Origin of the sequence: Pseudomonas sp. BF-R-24 (assembly GCF_019947335.1) — a bacterium.
GTDB lineage: Bacteria > Pseudomonadota > Gammaproteobacteria > Pseudomonadales > Pseudomonadaceae > Aquipseudomonas > Aquipseudomonas jessenii.
In genome coordinates, this window is record NZ_JAGYGG010000048.1 from 1 (window position 1) to 19,117 (window position 19,117).

15 protein-coding genes and 5 tRNA genes are annotated in these 19,117 nt (G+C 60.2%); 13 read left to right on the forward strand and 7 right to left on the reverse strand.

The window, feature by feature from the left end; genetic code table 11:
• A partial coding sequence (locus KGA98_RS25505; protein WP_223504390.1) for a nucleobase:cation symporter-2 family protein occupies window positions 1-1,185 on the forward strand: 1,185 nt, incomplete at its 5' end.
• 133 nt (window positions 1,186-1,318) lie between these two features.
• On the opposite strand, the gene KGA98_RS25510 is transcribed toward KGA98_RS25505, so the two are convergent.
• Window positions 1,319-1,394, reverse strand: a tRNA-Asn gene (locus KGA98_RS25510).
• 227 nt (window positions 1,395-1,621) lie between these two features.
• On the opposite strand from KGA98_RS25510, the gene KGA98_RS25515 reads away from it, so the two are divergent.
• On the forward strand, window positions 1,622-1,852 hold the full coding sequence (locus tag KGA98_RS25515; RefSeq protein ID WP_150812496.1) for a hypothetical protein: 231 nt from the start codon (window positions 1,622-1,624) through the stop codon (window positions 1,850-1,852).
• Here KGA98_RS25515 and KGA98_RS25520 read toward each other — a convergent pair.
• Together KGA98_RS25520 and KGA98_RS25525 are read right to left on the reverse strand one after the other, a co-directional pair.
• On the reverse strand, window positions 1,849-2,058 hold the full coding sequence (locus KGA98_RS25520; protein ID WP_057715590.1) for a hypothetical protein: 210 nt from the start codon (window positions 2,056-2,058) through the stop codon (window positions 1,849-1,851). The genes KGA98_RS25515 and KGA98_RS25520 overlap by 4 nt on opposite strands.
• Window positions 2,059-2,290: 232 nt before the next feature.
• Complete coding sequence (locus KGA98_RS25525) at window positions 2,291-3,487, reverse strand: amino acid aminotransferase (RefSeq protein ID WP_057715589.1); 1,197 nt, start codon at window positions 3,485-3,487, stop codon at window positions 2,291-2,293.
• Window positions 3,488-3,822: 335 nt separating this feature from the next.
• Here KGA98_RS25525 and uvrB point away from each other — a divergent pair, with 335 nt between their 5' ends.
• The gene (uvrB, locus tag KGA98_RS25530; RefSeq protein ID WP_150812497.1) at window positions 3,823-5,838 is read left to right on the forward strand and encodes an excinuclease ABC subunit UvrB; all 2,016 of its coding nucleotides are present in this window, start codon (window positions 3,823-3,825) and stop codon (window positions 5,836-5,838) included.
• A 119-nt stretch (window positions 5,839-5,957) separates the two neighbouring features.
• Here the strand turns inward: uvrB and KGA98_RS25535 are convergent, their stop codons facing one another.
• Window positions 5,958-7,448 carry an MDR family MFS transporter gene (locus KGA98_RS25535; protein WP_174245540.1) on the reverse strand — a complete coding sequence of 497 codons (1,491 nt, stop codon included), beginning with the start codon at window positions 7,446-7,448 and terminating at the stop codon, window positions 5,958-5,960.
• Between the two features lie 49 nt (window positions 7,449-7,497).
• Window positions 7,498-8,586 carry an HlyD family secretion protein gene (locus tag KGA98_RS25540; RefSeq protein WP_057715586.1) on the reverse strand — a complete coding sequence of 363 codons (1,089 nt, stop codon included), beginning with the start codon at window positions 8,584-8,586 and terminating at the stop codon, window positions 7,498-7,500.
• 230 nt (window positions 8,587-8,816) lie between these two features.
• On the opposite strand from KGA98_RS25540, the gene gltX reads away from it, so the two are divergent.
• The 10 genes from gltX (at window position 8,817) to KGA98_RS25590 (ending at window position 14,813) form a co-directional block, all read left to right on the forward strand.
• A complete protein-coding gene (gene gltX, locus KGA98_RS25545) occupies window positions 8,817-10,298 on the forward strand; it encodes a glutamate--tRNA ligase (protein WP_057715585.1) in 1,482 nt (493 codons plus the stop codon).
• A gap of 203 nt (window positions 10,299-10,501) precedes the next feature.
• A tRNA-Ala gene (locus KGA98_RS25550) sits at window positions 10,502-10,577 on the forward strand.
• Between the two features lie 79 nt (window positions 10,578-10,656).
• Window positions 10,657-10,732 (forward strand) — tRNA-Glu (locus tag KGA98_RS25555).
• A gap of 53 nt (window positions 10,733-10,785) precedes the next feature.
• Window positions 10,786-10,861, forward strand: a tRNA-Ala gene (locus KGA98_RS25560).
• A gap of 80 nt (window positions 10,862-10,941) precedes the next feature.
• Window positions 10,942-11,017, forward strand: a tRNA-Glu gene (locus KGA98_RS25565).
• Window positions 11,018-11,210: 193 nt separating this feature from the next.
• Entirely contained in the window at window positions 11,211-11,750 is a 540-nt protein-coding gene (locus KGA98_RS25570) for a TetR/AcrR family transcriptional regulator (protein ID WP_057715584.1), read from the forward strand.
• Between the two features lie 29 nt (window positions 11,751-11,779).
• On the forward strand, window positions 11,780-12,613 hold the full coding sequence (locus tag KGA98_RS25575; RefSeq protein ID WP_057715583.1) for an alpha/beta fold hydrolase: 834 nt from the start codon (window positions 11,780-11,782) through the stop codon (window positions 12,611-12,613).
• 49 nt (window positions 12,614-12,662) lie between these two features.
• Window positions 12,663-13,118 (forward strand): acyl-CoA thioesterase, encoded by a 456-nt coding sequence (locus KGA98_RS25580; RefSeq protein ID WP_150812498.1) that lies wholly within the window; start codon window positions 12,663-12,665, stop codon window positions 13,116-13,118.
• Between the two features lie 156 nt (window positions 13,119-13,274).
• On the forward strand, window positions 13,275-14,234 hold the full coding sequence (locus KGA98_RS25585; RefSeq protein WP_008050845.1) for a tRNA dihydrouridine synthase: 960 nt from the start codon (window positions 13,275-13,277) through the stop codon (window positions 14,232-14,234).
• 132 nt (window positions 14,235-14,366) lie between these two features.
• Window positions 14,367-14,813 carry an Hsp20 family protein gene (locus KGA98_RS25590; protein WP_057715580.1) on the forward strand — a complete coding sequence of 149 codons (447 nt, stop codon included), beginning with the start codon at window positions 14,367-14,369 and terminating at the stop codon, window positions 14,811-14,813.
• A 46-nt stretch (window positions 14,814-14,859) separates the two neighbouring features.
• Here the strand turns inward: KGA98_RS25590 and KGA98_RS25595 are convergent, their stop codons facing one another.
• Together KGA98_RS25595 and KGA98_RS25600 are read right to left on the reverse strand one after the other, a co-directional pair.
• Complete coding sequence (locus KGA98_RS25595; RefSeq protein ID WP_150812499.1) at window positions 14,860-18,138, reverse strand: PAS domain S-box protein; 3,279 nt, start codon at window positions 18,136-18,138, stop codon at window positions 14,860-14,862.
• Between the two features lie 65 nt (window positions 18,139-18,203).
• Window positions 18,204-19,094 (reverse strand): LysR family transcriptional regulator, encoded by an 891-nt coding sequence (locus tag KGA98_RS25600; protein ID WP_057715578.1) that lies wholly within the window; start codon window positions 19,092-19,094, stop codon window positions 18,204-18,206.
• Between the last annotated feature and the right edge of the window lie 23 nt (window positions 19,095-19,117).

Sequence of the window (19,117 nt, forward strand, 5' to 3'; positions counted from 1 at the left end):
GTGCTGGGGGCGGTGATAGCGGCGTCCCTGATCGGGTTGCTGATAACCCCGGTGTTCTCGCGTATCACCAAGTTCTTCCCGCCACTGGTGACCGGCATCGTGATTACCACCATCGGCCTGACGCTGATGCCGGTAGCCGCGCGCTGGGCAATGGGCGGCAATAGCCATGCGCCGGACTTCGGCAGCACGGCGAACATCGGTCTGGCGGCGGTAACGCTGGTGCTGGTACTGCTGCTGAGCAAAATCGGCAGTGCGACCATCTCTCGCCTGTCGATTCTGTTGGCCATGGTCATTGGTACGGTGATCGCGGTGTTCCTTGGCATGGCGGATTTCTCGTCCGTAACCCAGGGCCCGATGTTCGGCTTCCCGACGCCGTTCCACTTCGGCATGCCGACCTTTCACTTTGCTGCGATCCTGTCGATGTGCATCGTGGTGATGGTGACGCTGGTGGAGACCTCGGCGGACATTCTGGCCGTCGGTGAGATCATCGGCACCAAGGTTGACTCCAAGCGCCTGGGCAACGGTCTGCGCGCCGACATGCTGTCGAGCATGTTCGCGCCGATCTTCGGTTCCTTCACCCAGAGCGCCTTCGCCCAGAACGTCGGTCTGGTGGCCGTCACCGGCATCAAGAGCCGCTACGTGGTGGCAACCGGCGGTCTGTTCCTGGTGATCCTCGGTCTGCTGCCCTTCATGGGCCGAGTCATCGCCGCCGTACCGACCTCCGTGCTGGGTGGCGCTGGCATCGTGCTGTTCGGTACCGTCGCGGCCAGCGGCATTCGGACCTTGTCCAAGGTCGACTACCGCAACAACGTCAACCTGATCATCGTCGCGACCTCGATTGGCTTCGGCATGATCCCGATCGCGGCACCTAGCTTCTACGATCACTTCCCGAGCTGGTTTGCGACCATTTTCCATTCGGGCATCAGTTCTTCGGCAATCATGGCCATCGTGCTGAACCTGACCTTCAACCATCTGACTGCCGGTAACTCCGACCAGCAATCGGTGTTTGCGGCCGGTACCGAGCGGGTGTTGCGTTATCAGGATCTGGCGGCGTTGCGTGAAGGGGACTACTTCAGTGACGGTAAACTGCATGATTGCGACGGCAAGGAGATTCCGGTGCTGGAATCGGAACATGGCGTGGCAGAACCACGGGCGGTCCACACGAAAAGCAGTGAGCATGTCTGACGTTCACGGCAACTGAAAAAGCCGATCTGTCGAATAGACAGATCGGCTTTTTGCTTTTCAGGCGTTGGCTTTTCAATCGACCACAAAAAAGCCCCTGGATCTTTCGATTCAGGGGCTTTTCGATGTTGCTGTCTGGCTCCACGACCTGGACTCGAACCAGGGACCCAGTGATTAACAGTCACTTGCTCTACCAACTGAGCTATCGCGGAATGGCGCGTATCTTACTGATTCAAAAAGAGAAGTCAAGCACCGAATAACAATTGGAGCGAATCAGCGGGGCGGGCGGTGGTTTAGCGGCGATTGGCGGTTACCAGGATCGCCCCAGAGGTCTACCATGGCTGCCCGGAAGTGGTGACACGCGCTGCCGGCCATTCGCCGAAAAGGTACGCGCCATGAATCATTTGACCCTCACACCTCGACACCACGGGATGCACCCATGAGCATCTCTCAGATCAGCCTGCCCAAAGGTGTCGGCCCCCACGCCGAAAAGTTGTTCGACGCCATCACTCAGGCCGGCACCGCTGAAGCATTGAACCGTGCCGGCGGCAAGGCCGAAGGTTTTGTCCTGGGCCTGGAAAGCACTAAAGCGATCAAGAGCCAGGTCGCTGAATCGCTGTATGTCGCCTACGACGACGCTGCCAGCCAGCGCGCGACCGAACTGGTTTAACCGCCGAAGGTAATCGTGCCAAGCATCAGTTTGGCGTAGAGCGCCGTGGCACCCAATTGCACCAGCCACAGGGCCAGGCCGCCGAGAAACACACCGGCGGCCACTTGCATCACCAGGTTGTTGCCGCGTTTTGCCGGGGCGCGGGGGGTGAAGTGATCCAGGTCATCCAGGTCATCGCGGTCGGCGCGCAGGTCATCGTTTTTCATATGGGTTCTCGGGAATGCTTAGTACATAAATCCTGTGGGAGCGGGCTTGCTCGCGAAAGCGGTGGTTCAGGTTGTACAAGTATTGAATGTACTGCCGTCTTCGCGAGCAAGCCCGCTCCCACATTTTGACTTGTGTGGAGTTTAGAGGGCTGGGTCGTTGCGTTGAGAATAATCTGTGACAAATAAAAAACGGGAAGCACCATGGCTTCCCGTTTTTCATTTCAAGGTGTCATCAGATGACTTGGACGATAGCGTCCGTCACAACCTTGATGTTGCTCTGGTTCAACGCGGCCACGCAGATGCGGCCGGTGTCCAGGGCGTAGATGCCGAACTCGTTGCGCAGGCGGTGAACTTGCTCAACCGTCAGGCCGGAGTAGGAGAACATGCCGCACTGACGACCGACGAAGCTGAAATCGCGCTGAGGCGCTTTTTGTGCCAGCAGGTCGACCATCTGGGTACGCATGCCACGAATGCGCAGGCGCATTTCGGCCAGTTCGGCTTCCCACTGGGCGCGCAGTTCCGGGCTGTTCAGCACTGCAGCGACAACGCTGGCACCGTGGGTCGGCGGGTTGGAGTAGTTGGTGCGGATCACGCGTTTGACTTGCGACAACACGCGTGCGCTTTCTTCTTTCGATTCGCTGACGATCGACAGGGCACCCACGCGCTCGCCGTACAGCGAGAACGACTTGGAGAAGGAGCTGGAGGCGAAGAAAGTCAGGCCCGACTCGGCAAACAGGCGTACGGCAGCGGCGTCTTCGTCGATGCCATCGCCGAAGCCCTGGTAGGCCATGTCGAGGAACGGCACGTGGCCTTTGGCTTTGACCACGTCCAGGACGTTTTTCCAATCCGCCGGGCTCAGGTCCACGCCGGTCGGGTTGTGGCAGCAGGCGTGCAGCACGATGATCGAGCCGTTTGGCAGCGCGTTCAGGTCTTCCAGCATGCCGGTACGGTTCACGTCGTGGGTCGCGGCGTCGTAGTAACGGTAGTTCTGCACCGGGAAACCGGCGGTTTCGAACAGCGCGCGGTGGTTTTCCCAGCTCGGGTCGCTGATCGCTACAACGGCGTTCGGCAGCAGTTGCTTGAGGAAATCGGCACCGATTTTCAGGGCGCCAGTACCGCCAACGGCCTGGGTGGTGATTACACGGCCGGCAGCGATCAGTGGCGAGTCATTGCCGAACAGCAGCTTTTGCACGGCCTGGTCGTAGGCGGCGATGCCGTCGATTGGCAGGTAGCCACGGGAAACGTGTTGAGCGGCGCGAATGGTTTCGGCTTCGACAACGGCGCGCAGGAGTGGAATTCGCCCCTCCTCGTTGCAGTAAACACCGACCCCCAGGTTGACTTTGTTGGTCCGGGTATCGGCGTTGAATGCTTCGTTGAGGCCCAGGATTGGATCGCGTGGTGCCATTTCGACAGCGGAGAACAGGCTCATTATTGCGGCGGCTCTGAATGGAGAGTGGAGGGACGTGTCGCGCTCCAGCCGAATGCACTAGAGCGGTGCACAAACGGGGAGCTAGTATAGAGGCCATCCGCGATCAATGGCGACAGGCTATTCGGCTTTTAAGGTAAGTTTTTCCGATTATTTTGCGACCGTTAGTCGAAAGGCGTCGGCAAAGGTTTTGCGCGATGTAGGACGTTTGCCTTGAAAGCGCTGGCAATCGGCTCCACATTGAGCACAATCCAGTTTTTTCTTCGGGCGACATCGGTCGTTTGCGGTCTTTCTCGTTCGTGCCGGTTTTGCCGGCAAGAGTGATCCAGAGGTATTTCATGTCTGAATTCCAGCTAGTCACCCGTTTCGAGCCCGCCGGCGATCAGCTGGAAGCCATCCGTCTGATGGTCGAGGGCATCGAAGCCGGGCTGGCGCACCAGACGCTGCTCGGTGTGACCGGCTCGGGCAAGACCTTCAGCATCGCCAACGTGATCGCCCAGGTGCAGCGCCCGACCCTGGTGCTGGCGCCGAACAAGACCCTGGCGGCGCAGTTGTACGGGGAGTTCAAGGCGTTCTTCCCGAACAACGCGGTGGAATATTTCGTTTCCTACTACGACTACTACCAGCCGGAAGCCTATGTGCCGTCCTCGGACACCTTCATCGAGAAGGATGCGTCGATCAACGACCACATCGAGCAGATGCGTTTGTCGGCGACCAAGGCGTTGCTCGAGCGCAAGGACGCGATCATCGTCACCACGGTGTCGTGCATCTACGGTCTGGGCAGCCCGGAAACCTATTTGAAAATGGTGTTGCACGTGGATCGCGGCGACCGGCTCGACCAGCGCGAATTGCTGCGACGCCTGGCTGACCTGCAATACACCCGCAACGACATGGATTTTGCCCGTGCGACCTTCCGCGTGCGTGGCGATGTGATCGATATCCACCCGGCGGAATCCGACTTCGAGGCGATCCGCATCGAGCTGTTCGACGATGAAGTGGAAAGCCTGTCGGCGTTCGATCCGCTCACCGGCGAAGTCATTCGCAAACTGCCGCGCTTCACCTTCTACCCGAAGAGCCACTACGTGACGCCACGGGAAACCCTGATGGGCGCGGTCGAGGGCATCAAGGTCGAGTTGCAGGAGCGTCTGGAGTACCTGCGCTCCAACAACAAACTGGTGGAAGCCCAGCGCCTGGAGCAGCGTACCCGTTTCGACCTGGAGATGATCCTCGAGCTGGGTTATTGCAACGGCATCGAAAACTACTCGCGCTATCTGTCCGGCCGCGAAGCCGGCGCGGCACCACCGACCCTTTACGATTACCTGCCTGCCGATGCCTTGCTGGTGATCGACGAATCCCATGTCAGCGTTCCGCAGGTCGGTGCGATGTACAAAGGTGACCGTTCGCGTAAAGAGACGCTGGTGGAATACGGTTTCCGCCTGCCTTCGGCGCTGGATAACCGGCCGATGCGTTTCGATGAGTGGGAAAGCATCAGCCCGCAGACGATTTTCGTCTCGGCGACCCCGGGCAACTACGAAGCCGAACACGCTGGCCGCGTCATTGACATGGTGGTGCGCCCGACCGGGCTGGTGGACCCACAAATCGAGATTCGCCCGGCACTGACCCAGGTCGACGACTTGCTGTCGGAAATCACCAAGCGCGTCGCTCTGGAAGAGCGGGTGCTGGTCACGACGCTGACCAAGCGCATGGCCGAAGACTTGACTGACTATTTGGCCGATCATGGCGTGCGCGTGCGCTATTTGCACTCGGACATCGACACCGTGGAGCGGGTCGAGATCATCCGTGATCTGCGCCTGGGTACTTTCGATGTGCTGGTGGGGATCAACCTGCTGCGCGAAGGCCTGGATATGCCGGAAGTGTCGCTGGTGGCGATCCTCGATGCCGACAAGGAAGGTTTCCTGCGTTCCGAGCGCTCACTGATCCAGACCATCGGGCGTGCGGCACGTAACCTTAATGGCCGGGCGATTCTGTATGCCGACCGGATTACCGGTTCCATGGAGCGCGCGATCGGCGAAACCGAGCGCCGTCGCGACAAGCAGATCGCCTTCAACCTGGCCAACGGCATCACCCCCAAAGGTGTGTTCAAGGACGTTGCCGACATCATGGAAGGCGCCACCGTGCCGGGTTCGCGCAGCAAGAAGCGCAAGGGCATGGCCAAGGCGGCGGAAGAGAACGCCAAATACGAAGCGGAATTGCGCTCGCCGGGCGAGATCGCCAAGCGTATCAAGGCCCTGGAAGAGAAGATGTATGCGTTGGCGCGCGATCTGGAGTTTGAAGCGGCGGCGCAGATGCGTGATGAGATTGGCAAGTTGCGCGAGCGGTTGATTACTGTCTGAGATTTGCGGTGAATGTACGGGCCTCTTCGCGAGCAAGCCCGCTCCCACAAGGTTCGGTGTGATCCCTGTGGGAGCGAGCTTGCTCGCGATGAGGCCGGTCAGGGCGCTGCAAGTATCAATTAGTGTGCTTCCCCAGCCTTCAACCCCTCCGGCAACTTTTTGGTCAGCAACACCGCCACCATGCTGATCCCCAACGCAATCCCGACAAAATGAAACGCATCGTTGTAGGCCATGATCGATGCCTGTTGGTGGGCGATCTCGCTGAGTTTGCCCAGGGCTGCCGTTTCATTGCCCAGCCGGTCAGCCAGTGAGGCGATCCGTTCAGCGACCTGCGGATTGCTCGGCACGATGGATTCACGCAGGTAATCAAAGTAAACCTTGGTCCGCGCATCCAGCAGCGTGGCGAGCAGGGCGATGCCGATGGCGCCGCCGAGGTTGCGCAGGATGTTGAACAGGCTCGAGGCCGATCCCGCATCCTGGGGCAGGATGTAGGCGGTGGCGATCAGCGAGATGGTGACCATGATCAGTGGTTGGCCCAGGGCGCGGATGATCTGGATCTGATTGAACTGCGGCCCGGCAAAGTCCGGGTTCAACACGCCCGAAGAGAAACTCGCCAACCCGAATAGCCCGAAGCCCAGTGTGCACAGCCATTTGGGCGAGACGTATTTCATCAATTTGGGCACCAGGGGAATCAGAAACAGCTGCGGCACACCCATCCACATGATCACTTCGCCGATCTGCAAGGCGTTGTAGTTCTGGATCTGCGCCAGGTACAGCGGCAACAGGTATATCGAGCCGTACAGCCCGACCCCCATCCCGACACTGGAAATGCTTGATAAGCCAAAGTTGCGATTGCGCAGGATGCCGAGGTTGATCAGCGGATTGGGTTTGGAGGTCTGCACGATCACAAAGCTGATCAGGCTGACCAGTGCGATGCTGCCCAGGGTTACGATCAGGCTCGATTCCAGCCAGTCCTTGCGATGGCCTTCCTCCAGAAACACCTGCAAGCAACCGAGCCCGACGCCGAGGGTGAGAATGCCGGCGTAGTCGGTGCTTTTCAGCAACTCCCAGTGGGCTTCTTTCTTCTCCAGACCGTACATCAGGCCGGCGATCATGATCAGGCCGGGCGGGATGTTGATGTAGAAAATGTATTCCCAGCCCCAGTTTTCCGTCAGCCAGCCGCCGAGGGTCGGGCCGATGGAGGGCGCGAAGGTAGCGGTCATGGCGAACATGGCCATGCCTTTGGCGCGGTGGTGTTCCGGGAGCTTGATCAGGGTCAGGGTGAACGCCAGCGGAATCAGCGCGCCACCGGTAAAGCCTTGCAGGGCGCGGAACACAATCATGCTTTCCAGGCTCCACGCCATGGAGCAGAGCAAGGACGCGACCAGGAATCCGAGGGACACCCACACCGCCAGGCGCCGGGCTGACAGCAACTGCACGAGCCAGGCGGTGAGCGGGATCATGATGATTTCCGCCACCAGGTACGAGGTGGAAATCCACGAACCTTCTTCCAGGGTCGCCGACAGTGCACCCTGGATGTCCTTGAGCGAGGAGTTGGTGATCTGGATGTCCAGCACCGCCATGAACGCACCGAGCATCACGCTCATCACCGCAATCCAGTCCCGCCGGGTCGGTTCGCCGACCGGGCGGATCAGTTGATCACCGGCCATCGTCAGGGGCGTCTTTGTGGCTCACTTTGGGGGTGATTTCTTCAGGGGTGTCCTTGATGTTCACCTTGGCGGTGACCGACATGCCCGGGCGGATCTTGCCGCGTAGCGGATTGTCCGCGGCGAAGGTCAGTTTGACGGGAATCCGTTGTACGACTTTGGTGAAGTTGCCCGTGGCATTGTCCGGCGGCAACAGGCTGAACTGCGCGCCCGAGGCGGCGAACAGGCTGTCGACCCGGGCTTTGATCGGGGTGTCGCTGTAGGCGTCGAAGGTCAGTTCGGCTTCCTGGCCGGGCTGCATGTGGCCAATCTGGGTTTCCTTGAAATTGGCCTGAATCCAGATGTCTTCGTCCGGCACGATCGACAACAAGTAAGCGCCGGCCTGCACATATTGGCCTTCGCGGGCTGCACGCTGGCCGATCAGGCCGCTGATGGGGGCATGGATTTCGCTGCGGGTCAGATTCAGTTCGGCCTGGGCCAGGTCGGTTTTGGCGTTGGCGATCTGCGCGTCGAGGCGTTTGATCTCTGCATTCAACGCATTGACCTGCTGGCGCTGGCTTTGCGCGTCGGCCTGGGCCTTGGCCACTTGCGAGCGTGCGATGTGGTTGTCGGCGGAGAGGGTGGTCACCCGTTCTTCCGAGATATAGCCGGGTTTGCGCAAGGTCTCGGCACGGGTCAGGTCGATCTGCGAGCGACCCAGGCTGGCCTGGCTGGACGCGACCTGCGCTTCGCTGGCGGCAATCAGGCTGGCCTGCTGGGTCAGTTTACTCTGGGCTTGCAGGCGTTCGGCCTGGCGGGTGGCCAGGGCGGCATTGGCGCGGTCGACAGCGAGGCGGAAGTCGTCGCCTTCGAGTTTGACCAGCAACTGGCCTTTCTCGACATGCTGGTTGTCCTGCACCAGCACCTGATCGATACGCGCGCCCAATTGGCTCGACACGCGGGTGATCTCGCCCTGGACATAAGCGTTGTCGGTGCTTTCATAAAAGCGCCCCTTCAAGAGCCAATGGGCAAACAGGCCCCCGGCAACCAACAGGACAATCAGCAGGAACGAGAAGAGGCGACGCTTGAGTTGGGCAGGCATGGGGCAAACTGTAGTCGAGAAATTGTAAGAGAAGTTATCAGCGGGCAAATCTGGCATACAGCCGATAAGCGGTAAATGCTGTCGGCTGATTTTCGGCCATTCACCTCCCTATACGGGCGTTACAGACGCAACCTTGGCTTAAATGCCCTGTTCACTGGAGCCGGGCGGGTGTCGCCTGTTACCATTCGCGCCTTGTTTGAACTTCGCTTTTATTCTTTTCGAGACATGCCATGACCACCGTCCGCACTCGCATCGCGCCATCGCCTACCGGGGATCCCCACGTAGGTACCGCCTATATCGCCCTGTTCAACTACTGCTTTGCCAAGCAGCACGGCGGTGAGTTCATCCTGCGGATCGAAGACACTGACCAGCTGCGTTCGACCCGCGAGTCCGAACAGCAGATTTTCGACGCCTTGCGCTGGCTCGGGATCGACTGGAGCGAAGGCCCGGATGTCGGCGGCCCGCACGGTCCGTACCGTCAAAGCGAGCGCGGCGACATTTACCAGAAGTATTGCCAGCAACTGGTCGAAATGGGCCATGCCTTCCCGTGCTTCTGCACCGCCGAAGAGCTGGACCAGATGCGCGCCGAGCAGATGGCTCGCGGCGAAACCCCGCGTTATGACGGCCGCGCGCTGCTGCTGTCCAAGGAAGAAGTCGACCGTCGCCTGGCCGCTGGCGAGCCTCACGTTATCCGCATGAAAGTACCGAGCGAAGGCGTCTGCGTGGTGCCGGACATGCTCCGTGGCGACGTTGAAATCCCGTGGGACCGCATGGACATGCAAGTCCTGATGAAGACCGACGGCCTGCCGACCTACTTCCTGGCCAACGTGGTCGACGACCACCTGATGGGCATCACCCACGTATTGCGTGGCGAAGAGTGGCTGCCATCGGCACCGAAGCTGATCCTGCTTTACGAATACTTCGGCTGGGAACAGCCGGAGCTGTGCTACATGCCGCTGCTGCGTAACCCGGACAAGAGCAAGCTGTCCAAGCGCAAGAACCCGACCTCGGTGACCTTCTACGAGCGCATGGGCTTCATGCCCGAAGCGATGCTCAACTACCTGGGTCGCATGGGCTGGTCGATGCCGGACGAGCGTGAGAAGTTCTCGCTGCAGGAAATGGTCGACAACTTCGACCTCAAGCGCGTGTCCCTCGGCGGGCCGATCTTCGACATCGAGAAGCTGTCGTGGCTCAACGGCCAGTGGCTGCGCGACCTGCCGGTGGAAGAGTTCGCCGCGCGCGTGCAGAAGTGGGCGTTCAATTCCGAATACATGATGAAGATCGCACCGCACGTACAGGGCCGGGTCGAAACCTTCAGCCAGGTCGCACCGCTGGCCGGGTTCTTCTTTGCCGGTGGCGTGAACCCGGATGCGAAGTTGTTCGAATCGAAGAAACTGTCGGGTGATCAGGTTCGTCAGTTGATGCAGTTGATCCTGTGGAAGCTCGAAAGCCTGCGTCAGTGGGAAAAGGACAGCATCACCGCGACCATTCAGGCGGTGGTCGAATCCCTGGAGCTGAAGCTGCGTGATGCCATGCCGCTGATGTTCGCTGCGATCACTGGCCAGGCCAGCTCGGTGTCGGTGCTCGATGCGATGGAAATCCTCGGGCCGGACCTGACCCGTTTCCGTCTGCGCCAGGCCATTGACCTGCTGGGCGGCGTGTCGAAGAAAGAAAACAAGGAGTGGGAAAAGCTGTTGGGCGCGATTGCCTGACACGCTTGATGAAGGGCTGATGGCCATTGTGTGTGCCCGTCGTTGGGCGCGCAGTGGTCCTCAGACCCCGATTTTTCGGGGGGGAGGGCGGTAAGTGATTGTTATGTCGGCAAAAAATTTTAATTTTTTTGAAAAATAAGTTTGACAGGCTTTCGATACGCCCTTAAGATTCGCCCCGTCCTCAGCGATGACATCAACGATGAGGGGCTATAGCTCAGCTGGGAGAGCGCTTGCATGGCATGCAAGAGGTCGACGGTTCGATCCCGTCTAGCTCCACCAATTTACACTTCAAGGTCTGGCCACACCGGCCTTGAAGCGATCAGATCTCAGCACTGATCAGTTGTATAGAAGGGTTTGCGTCCCCTTCGTCTAGTGGCCTAGGACACCGCCCTTTCACGGCGGTAACAGGGGTTCGAGTCCCCTAGGGGACGCCAGTTTTACAGAAGCGATGTTGCAAGATGTCGCTCCGCCGCGAGGCGAAAAATCCGGGGCTATAGCTCAGCTGGGAGAGCGCCTGCATGGCATGCAGGAGGTCAGCGGTTCGATCCCGCTTAGCTCCACCAATTTTACAGTTCAAGGTCTGGCCACACCGGCCTTGAATCGATCAGCACTCAGCACTGATCAGTTGTATAGAAGGGTTTGTGTCCCCTTCGTCTAGTGGCCTAGGACACCGCCCTTTCACGGCGGTAACAGGGGTTCGAGTCCCCTAGGGGACGCCACGATTACCCGCTCTGCGGGATTTATAAGGGTCATTCAATTATTGAATGGCCCTTTTGTTTGTCTGGCGTTTGGCCAAATTCCTCCATTTCCAAAATTTCCAAAAAAACTGTTCTTCAGACCAGCGGTCATGCCCATGACTTGCTAAAATTTATTATGAGAATAATATTTCAATCGTAATATTCGGAGGCAACGATGAACGATAAAAAAGCCCAAACCCGCGAACGCATCCTCAAGGCTGCCAGCGCAGCGCTGATTCAGCGCGGCCCGGCCGAGCCAAGCGTGGGCGAAGTGATGGGCGCGGCGGGCCTGACGGTCGGCGGCTTCTACGCCCACTTCGAAAGCAAGGACGCGATGATGCTGGAGGCGTTCAGGCAATTGCTCGGTCACCGCCGTGACCTGATTGCCGACATGGACGCGGAGTTGACCGGCGAAGAGCGCCGTGCGCTGGTGGCGGCGTTCTATCTGTCGCGCAAGCACCGTGATTCCTCCGAATCGGCCTGTCCGATCCCGGCATCGGTCGGCGAACTGGGGCGGCTGCCGGAAGCGTTTCGTGTCGCGCTCAATGAGCATGTGGAATTGATGGTCGCGCAGTTGGCGGCCAGCCCTGAAGAAACCGAAAAAGCCCTGGCCGACATGGCCTTGATGGTGGGTGGGCTGGCTCTGGCGCGGGCGCTGGGGCCAGGAGAGTTGTCCGATCGATTACTGCGCGCCGCCAAATCGGCGGTGCGTTGACCTGAAGGCTGCGGCCTGAGGAGAATGCGATGAGCACGTTAAAGTGGGTTCGTGGCGTTAATGGCACCTTGGGCTGGTTCGCCCCGAAACTGGTCGCAAGCAAAATGCGACAGGCGTTCATGACGCCACGGGATCTGCCGCTGCGTGACTGGGAGCTGCCACTGTTGGCCAAGTCCGAGCGGGTCACCCTGCGTTTCGGTCTCTCGGCCTTGCGTTGGGGTCAGGGCCCGGCAGTATTGCTGATGCATGGCTGGGAAGGGCGGCCGACGCAGTTTGCCAGCCTCATCACCGCGCTGGTCGATGCCGGTTACTCGGTCGTGGCCCTGGATGGTCCGGCCCACGGCCGCTCACCGGGCAGTGAGGCGAATGTGGTGCTGTTCGCCCGCGCCATGCTGGAAGCGGCCGCCGAACTGCCACCGCTGCAAGCGGTCATCGGCCACTCCATGGGTGGCGCCAGTGCGATGCTCGCGGTCCAGTTGGGCCTGCGCACCGAAACCCTGGTCAGCATTGCTGCCCCGGCGCGGATTCTCGGTGTGTTGCGTGGTTTTGCCCGCTATGTCGGGCTGCCACCGAAGGCCCGCTCGGCGTTCATTCGCCAGGTCGAGCAAGATGTCGGCATGCGAGCCGCGACGCTGGATGTCGCGCACTATCAACTCGACATGCCCGGCCTGATTGTCCATGCCGAAGACGACAACTTTGTCTCTGTGAAGGAATCCCAGCTGATCCATGAAGCCTGGTTCGACAGCCGCTTGTTGCGTTTGAAAGACGGTGGTCATCAGCGAGTGTTGGCCGACCCTCGGGTGATTGATGGCGTGTTATCACTGCTGGCCGGGCGCAGTCTGCAATCACGCCAATCCGCCTGAGCTTCCGTTACACTGCCCCGGTCGAAATTATCTGACCAGGGAGTCGGGCATGGGCTGGGATCGGGAAACGCCATTCATCATTGATCTGCAAGTGAGCGCCGAGGACATTGACGGGTTGGGGCACGCGAACAACGCGGTCTACGTGACCTGGCTCGAACGCTGTGCCTGGCGCCACTCCCAGCGTCTTGGCCTGGACCTGGTCGAGTATCGGCGGCTGGACCGGGCGATGGCGGTGGTGCGGCACGAGATCGATTACCTGGCGGCAGCCTATGAGGACGATGAGTTGCAATTGGCGACCTGGATCGTCGATTGGGATCAGCGCCTTAAAATGACCCGGCACTTCCAGTTGGTCCGCCCCAGCGATAATTCGACGTTGCTGCGGGCGCAGACCACCTTCGTCTGCATCGAACTGTCCACGGGCAAGCCCAAGCGCATGCCGGCGGAGTTCATCGAGGGTTATGGCCCGGCGTTGCTATCGCAAAATCTGGAATCCGCCAAAATCTGAATGTGGGAGCGGGCTTGCTCGCGAAAGCGGTGTGCCAGTCAATATCAATGTTGAATGTTAAATCGCATTCGCGAGCAAGCCCGCTCCCACAAGGGATCTGCGGTTTCTCGCGCAATCCAGTAAACTGCTGCACGTTTTTCCTCGAGTGTGTTTTTCATGCAAATTGCTTTGGCGCCCATGGAGGGGTTGGTCGACGACATCCTGCGCGACGTGCTGACCCGTGTGGGTGGTATTGACTGGTGCGTGACCGAGTTCATCCGGGTCAACGACCAGTTGCTCACACCTGCCTATTTCCACAAGTTCGGTCCGGAGTTGCTCAACGGTGCCCGGACGGCCTCCGGTGTGCCGCTGCGTGTGCAACTGCTCGGTTCCGATCCTGTGTGCCTGGCGGAAAATGCCGCGCTGGCCTGCGAGCTGGGCTCCGAAGTGATCGACCTGAACTTCGGCTGTCCGGCCAAGACCGTCAACAAATCCCGTGGTGGTGCGGTATTGCTCAAGGAACCCGAGCTGCTCAACCAGATCGTCGAGCACGTCCGTCGTGCCGTCCCCGCGCACATTCCAGTCACCGCCAAGATGCGCCTGGGCTTCGACAGCCCGGACGGCTCGCTGGTGTGTGCCACGGCCCTGGCCGAAGGCGGCGCCGAACACATCGTGGTGCATGCGCGGACCAAGGTCGACGGCTACAAGCCGCCGGCACACTGGGAGTGGATTCCGCGGGTGCAGGACGTGGTCAAGGTGCCGGTGTTCGCCAATGGCGACATCTGGAGCGTCGAAGACTGGCGTCGTTGCCGCGAGATCAGCGGCGTGGAAGACATCATGCTCGGTCGCGGCCTGGTTTCGCGTCCGGATCTCGCCCGGCAGATCGCCGCGGCGCGGGCCGGTGAAGAGGTGGTCGAGATGACCTGGGCCGAGTTGTTGCCGCTGATCCAGGACTTCTGGCTGCAAGCCAAGGCACAAATGACGCCACGCCAGTCGCCGGGTCGTCTGAAGCAATGGCTGGCGATGCTGACCCGCAATTATCCCGAGGCGGTAGAGCTCTTTACCGTGCTGCGTCGTGAGACCGAGCTGGATAACGTCTCGCGTTTGCTGGGGCTGCCGGTGGCGGAAGCGGCCTGAAATTTTTTGTAAAAAAAGCAAAAAACAATCTCTTGAAATGCAATCAGCGGTCCCTATTTAAGGATTACGCGATGCCGAATTCGGGTCGCGGAGACAAAAAACCTTGCTGATTGTTTTCAGGAGATTTGCATCATGGCTACTACATTATCCTTGGCCCCACTGTTCCGTTCCTCGGTAGGTTTCGACCGTTTCAACGACCTGTTCGAGACCGCCCTGCGCAACGAGCCAGGCAGCAGCTATCCACCCTATAACGTGGAGAAACACGGCGACGATCAATACCGCATCGTGATTGCCGCGGCCGGTTTCCAGGAAGAAGATCTGGAGCTCGAAGTCGAGAAAGGTGTGCTGACCATCAGTGGCGGTAAACGCGACGCGAACGAAGACGTCACTTATCTGTATCAGGGCATTGCGCAGCGTGCGTTCAAGCTGTCCTTCCGTCTGGCGGACCACATCGAGATCAAGGCTGCCGGCCTGAGCAACGGTCTGTTGAGCATCGACCTGCTACGGGTGATTCCGGAAGAGGCGAAAGCCAAGCGCATCCCGATCAACGGAACGCAAAAGCCGGCTCTGCAACACTGAGTCGGAGCAAGAAGAAGGGCGCCATTGGCGCCCTTTTTTGTGCCTGTCACTTCAGCAGTTTTTGAAACTCCTCCACCGGCAACGGCTGGCTGTGCAAATACCCTTGGTAGAAGTGACACTCCAGTCCCTGCAGGAACTCAAGCTGCTCCGCCGTTTCCACCCCTTCGGCGATCACCTTCAAATCCAGGCTGTGGGCCATGGCGACGATGGCGCGGATGATCTCGGCGTCGTTCGGGTCGCTGGTGGCGTCGCGGATGAAAGACTTGTCGATTTTCAGGGTGTCGACCGGCAAGCGCTTGAGGTAGGTCAGCGAGGAGTAGCCAGTGCCGAAGTCGTCCATGGCGAAGCTCACACCGAGTTTTTTCAGGCGGCGCATTTTGCTGATAGTGTCCTCCAGGTTCTGGATCACGATGCCTTCGGTGATTTCCAGTTTCAACAGGGAGCAGGGCAGGCCATAGGTGTTCAGGCTGTTTTCGACACGTTCGACGAAATCGTTCTGGCGGAACTGGCGCGGGCTGATGTTCACGCACAGGCTGAATTTATACGGATTCACCAGGCCGTCGTCGATCAACCGTTTGAAGGCCTGGCAGGCTTCGTCGAGGATCCAGGTGCCGACCTCCAGAATCAGTCCGCTGTCTTCCAGCACCTTGATGAACTCGGCGGGTGACTGCGGGCCGAGTTCCGGATGATTCCAGCGCACCAGGGCCTCGGCGCCGACGATGCGGTCACCCCGGGCGTCGACCTGGGGTTGGTAATGCACGCGAAACTCGCCCCGGGAAAGGGCCAGGCGCAAGTCGGTTTCCATGCGCAGGCGTTCGCTCGCGGCCTTCTGCATGGTGTTGTGGTACATCTGCGTGGTATTGCGACCCGAGTCCTTGGCGCGATAGAGCGCGATGTCGGCGCGCTTGAGCAGGTCGGTCGGGGTCGAGCCGTGATCGGGGATCAGCGCAATGCCGATGCTGGGTGTCACTTGCAGGCGCTGGCCGTCGAGGAACATCGGTTCGGACAGCAGCTCGCGGATGGTGTCGGCCACTTCGCGAACCTGCTCACTGACCTCGCTGCGCGAGCCTTCGAGGCCGCTGAGCAGCACCACGAATTCGTCACCGCCCAGGCGCGCAACGGTGTCCTCCATGCGCACGCTGGCCTCCAGGCGTGCGGTGATGATTTTCAGCACGGTATCGCCCACCGGGTGCCCGAGGGAGTCGTTGATGTGCTTGAAATGGTCGAGGTCGAGGAACATCAGCGCGCCCCGCAGGTTATGCCGTTTGAGCAGGGCGATCTGCTGGCTCAGGCGGTCCATCAGCAAGGCACGGTTGGGCAGGTTGGTCAGTGGGTCGTGATAGGCCAGGTGGCGGATCTGTGCTTCGGCATTTTTCAGCAGGCTGACGTCGCGCGCGGTCAGCAGCAGGCAGGCGGTTTCATTGAGGGTGATCGGTTCCACCGAGACTTCGACGGTGAGCAGTTCGCCGCGCTTGTTGCGCCCGAGCATTTCCTGATGATGAACCCGTCCCTTGATCTGCAATTCGGCCAGCAGCGCCGAGCGTTGTTTTTCTTCGGCCCAAATCCCGACCTGGTACACCGTGCGGCCCACCACCTCCTCGGCGCGGTAGCCGGTCAGGCGGCAGAAGCCGTCGTTGACCTCCAGATAGCGTCCGGTGTCGCGCTCGGTGATGGTGATGGCGTCGGGGCTGGAGTGGAAGGCCTTGGCGAATTTCTCTTCACTGGCCTTGAGCGCCGCTTCCGAGCGCTGTTGCTGGGTGATATCGCGCAGGGTGGTGACGATGCAGGGCTGGTCGCCGACGCTGATCTGGCGGCTGGAAATCACGCAAGTCAGGGTCTGTCCTTCCTTGTGCTGGACCAGAATGGCCACGTTGTTCAGGCCTTGTTCGCGGATCACTTGTTCGATTCGTCGCAGGCTTTTCGCCGAAGCGTCCCACAGGCCGATTTCGTCGGCGCTGCGGCCGATCACATCGGCGGTGCTCCAGCCGAAGGTCTGGGTGAAGCTGGAGTTGATTTCAATGAACTGGCCGGAGTCCTGGCGGGTGACGCAGATCGGATCGGGGCTGACCTGGAACAGCGTGGCGAATTTCTCTTCGGAGGCCACCAGCCGTTGTTCGCGCTCCACCTGATCAGTGATGTCGAGCAAGGTGCCGGCCATGCGCACCGGCACGCCGTTGTCATCGCGGTAGAGGCGGGCACGGCTTTCCAGATAGCGCGAGGTGCCGTCGGGCAATTGCACGCGGTAGGTCAATTGATAGTTGCCGGCCGGGCCTTCACGCAGACTGCGGTAAGCGTCGCGCATGGTGTCGCGTTCTTCGCCGGGCACGCCTTCGAAGAACTCGTCGAAGGACTCGTGGAAGGGCTTGGCGTCCAGACCGTGCAGTTGGGCGGCCCGTGCCGATCCGTAGAGCATGCCGCTGGGGATGTGCCAGTCCCAGGTGCCGAGTTGCGCCGAGTCCAGTGCCAGGTCGAGGCGTTCCTGGCTGTCCTTTAGGGCCTGTTCGGCGACTTTGCGCTCGGTGGTGTCAAGGAACGTGCTCAGTAGATAGGGCTGGCCTTCGAGCTCGACCTTTTGCGCACTGAGGATGCCGTCGTGGACCTGGCCATTGCTGGCGCGAAACTGCACTTCCATGCTGACCAGGTCGCCTTTGGCTTTGGTGGCCTTGACCAGTTCGGCCCGTTGTTCGGGATGCACCCACAGGCCCAGTTCCAGGGTGGTGCGGCCGATCGCGTTTTGCACCGGCCAGCCGAACAGGCTTTCGAAATACTGGTTGGCTTCGGTGATCAGGCCGTCTTCCTGGCGGGTCAGCAGGACCATGTTGGGGCACAGGTGGAACAGGGTGGCGAAGCGTTTTTCCGAGCTGCTCAACGCCTGTTCGCGCTGGCGCTGGTGGGTAATCTCGCGGATCACACCGATCATCCGTGGCCGGCCGTGCTTGTCCGGTAACAGGCTGCCGCTGATTTCCAGCCAGTGCAGGCTGCCATCGGGCCAGCGGATGCGGTGATGCATCGCTTGCTCCAGCGGTGCGCCAGCGATGACTGCGTGGAACGCGCGAACGGTTTTCGCGCGATCCTCCGGAGGCAGCAAGTCGAGGTATTCCAGATCCGATGGCAACGGTTTGCGGGGATCGAAGCCGAACAGCGCCTGCGTGCCCCGGGACCAACTGATCTTCCCGCGCTCGATGTCCCAATACCACGCACCCAGGCGCGCGCCGTTGAGCGCGGCCAACAATTGCGGGGCACTTTCCCAGCTCTGTTCGGAGCTTTTCGGGTCAAGTGCCTGTATACGCGGCATTGGCGGAATACGGTCAACAGATTTGGGCATTGGCAAGCCTTGGGCTGAATGGGCGTTTGGGGCAGGAATTCGCGGCTCTACAGGATTAGCACAGCTTAGCCTTGAGTCCCTGGCTGATCGAGTTGAGCGTCCAGCAAGGCCATGAAGGCCCGCGCAGCATTCGACAGCGTCCTTTCTGTGTGCAAGATATAGCCTAGCTGGCGAGTGAGCTGTATGCCCGGCAAAGGTATGCGCGCCACCTGGTCATCGAGCATGGTGCGCGGCAAAACGCTCCAGGCCAGGCCGATCGAGACCATCATCTTGATGGTTTCCAGGTAGTTGGTGCTCATGGCGATGTTTGGCGTCAGGCCCTGGGCTTCAAACAGCCGCTGCACAATGTGGTGGGTAAAGGTATTGCCACCGGGGAAGACCGCCGGGTGTCGGGCGATGTCCGCCAGGCTGACCTTGCCGTTATTGAGCAACGAATGCTCCGGGGCAACCACGAAATCCAGCGGGTCGTCCCATACCGGGGTGGCCTTGACCAGCGCATGGGGTTCTGGCGCCAGGGTAATGACCGCCAGTTCGGCGCGGCCATGGAGAATTTCCTCGTAGGCCACTTCCGAATCGAGGAACTGAATATCCAGCGCCACTTGTGGGTAGAGTCGGGTGAACTCCCTCAGCAAGGGCGGCAAACGGTGCAAGCCGATGTGGTGACTGGTGGCCAGGGTCAGACGGCCGGTCACTTCGCCGGTGAGGTTGGTCAGGGCTCGGCGCGTATCATCGAGGACATTGAGAATCTGATAAGCCCGCGGCAGCAGGGCGCGCCCGGCCTCGGTCAGGCCCACTTCACGACCCAGACGGTCGAACAACCGCACCTTCAATTGCTGCTCCAGCCCGGCGATGCGCTTGCTGATGGCCGGCTGGGTCAGGTGCAGCCGTTCCCCGGCGCCGGAGAAGCTTCCGGTCTCGGCGATGGCAATAAAGGCATTGAGGTTGGCCAGGTCCATAGTTGCATTCCAGTTGGTTATCC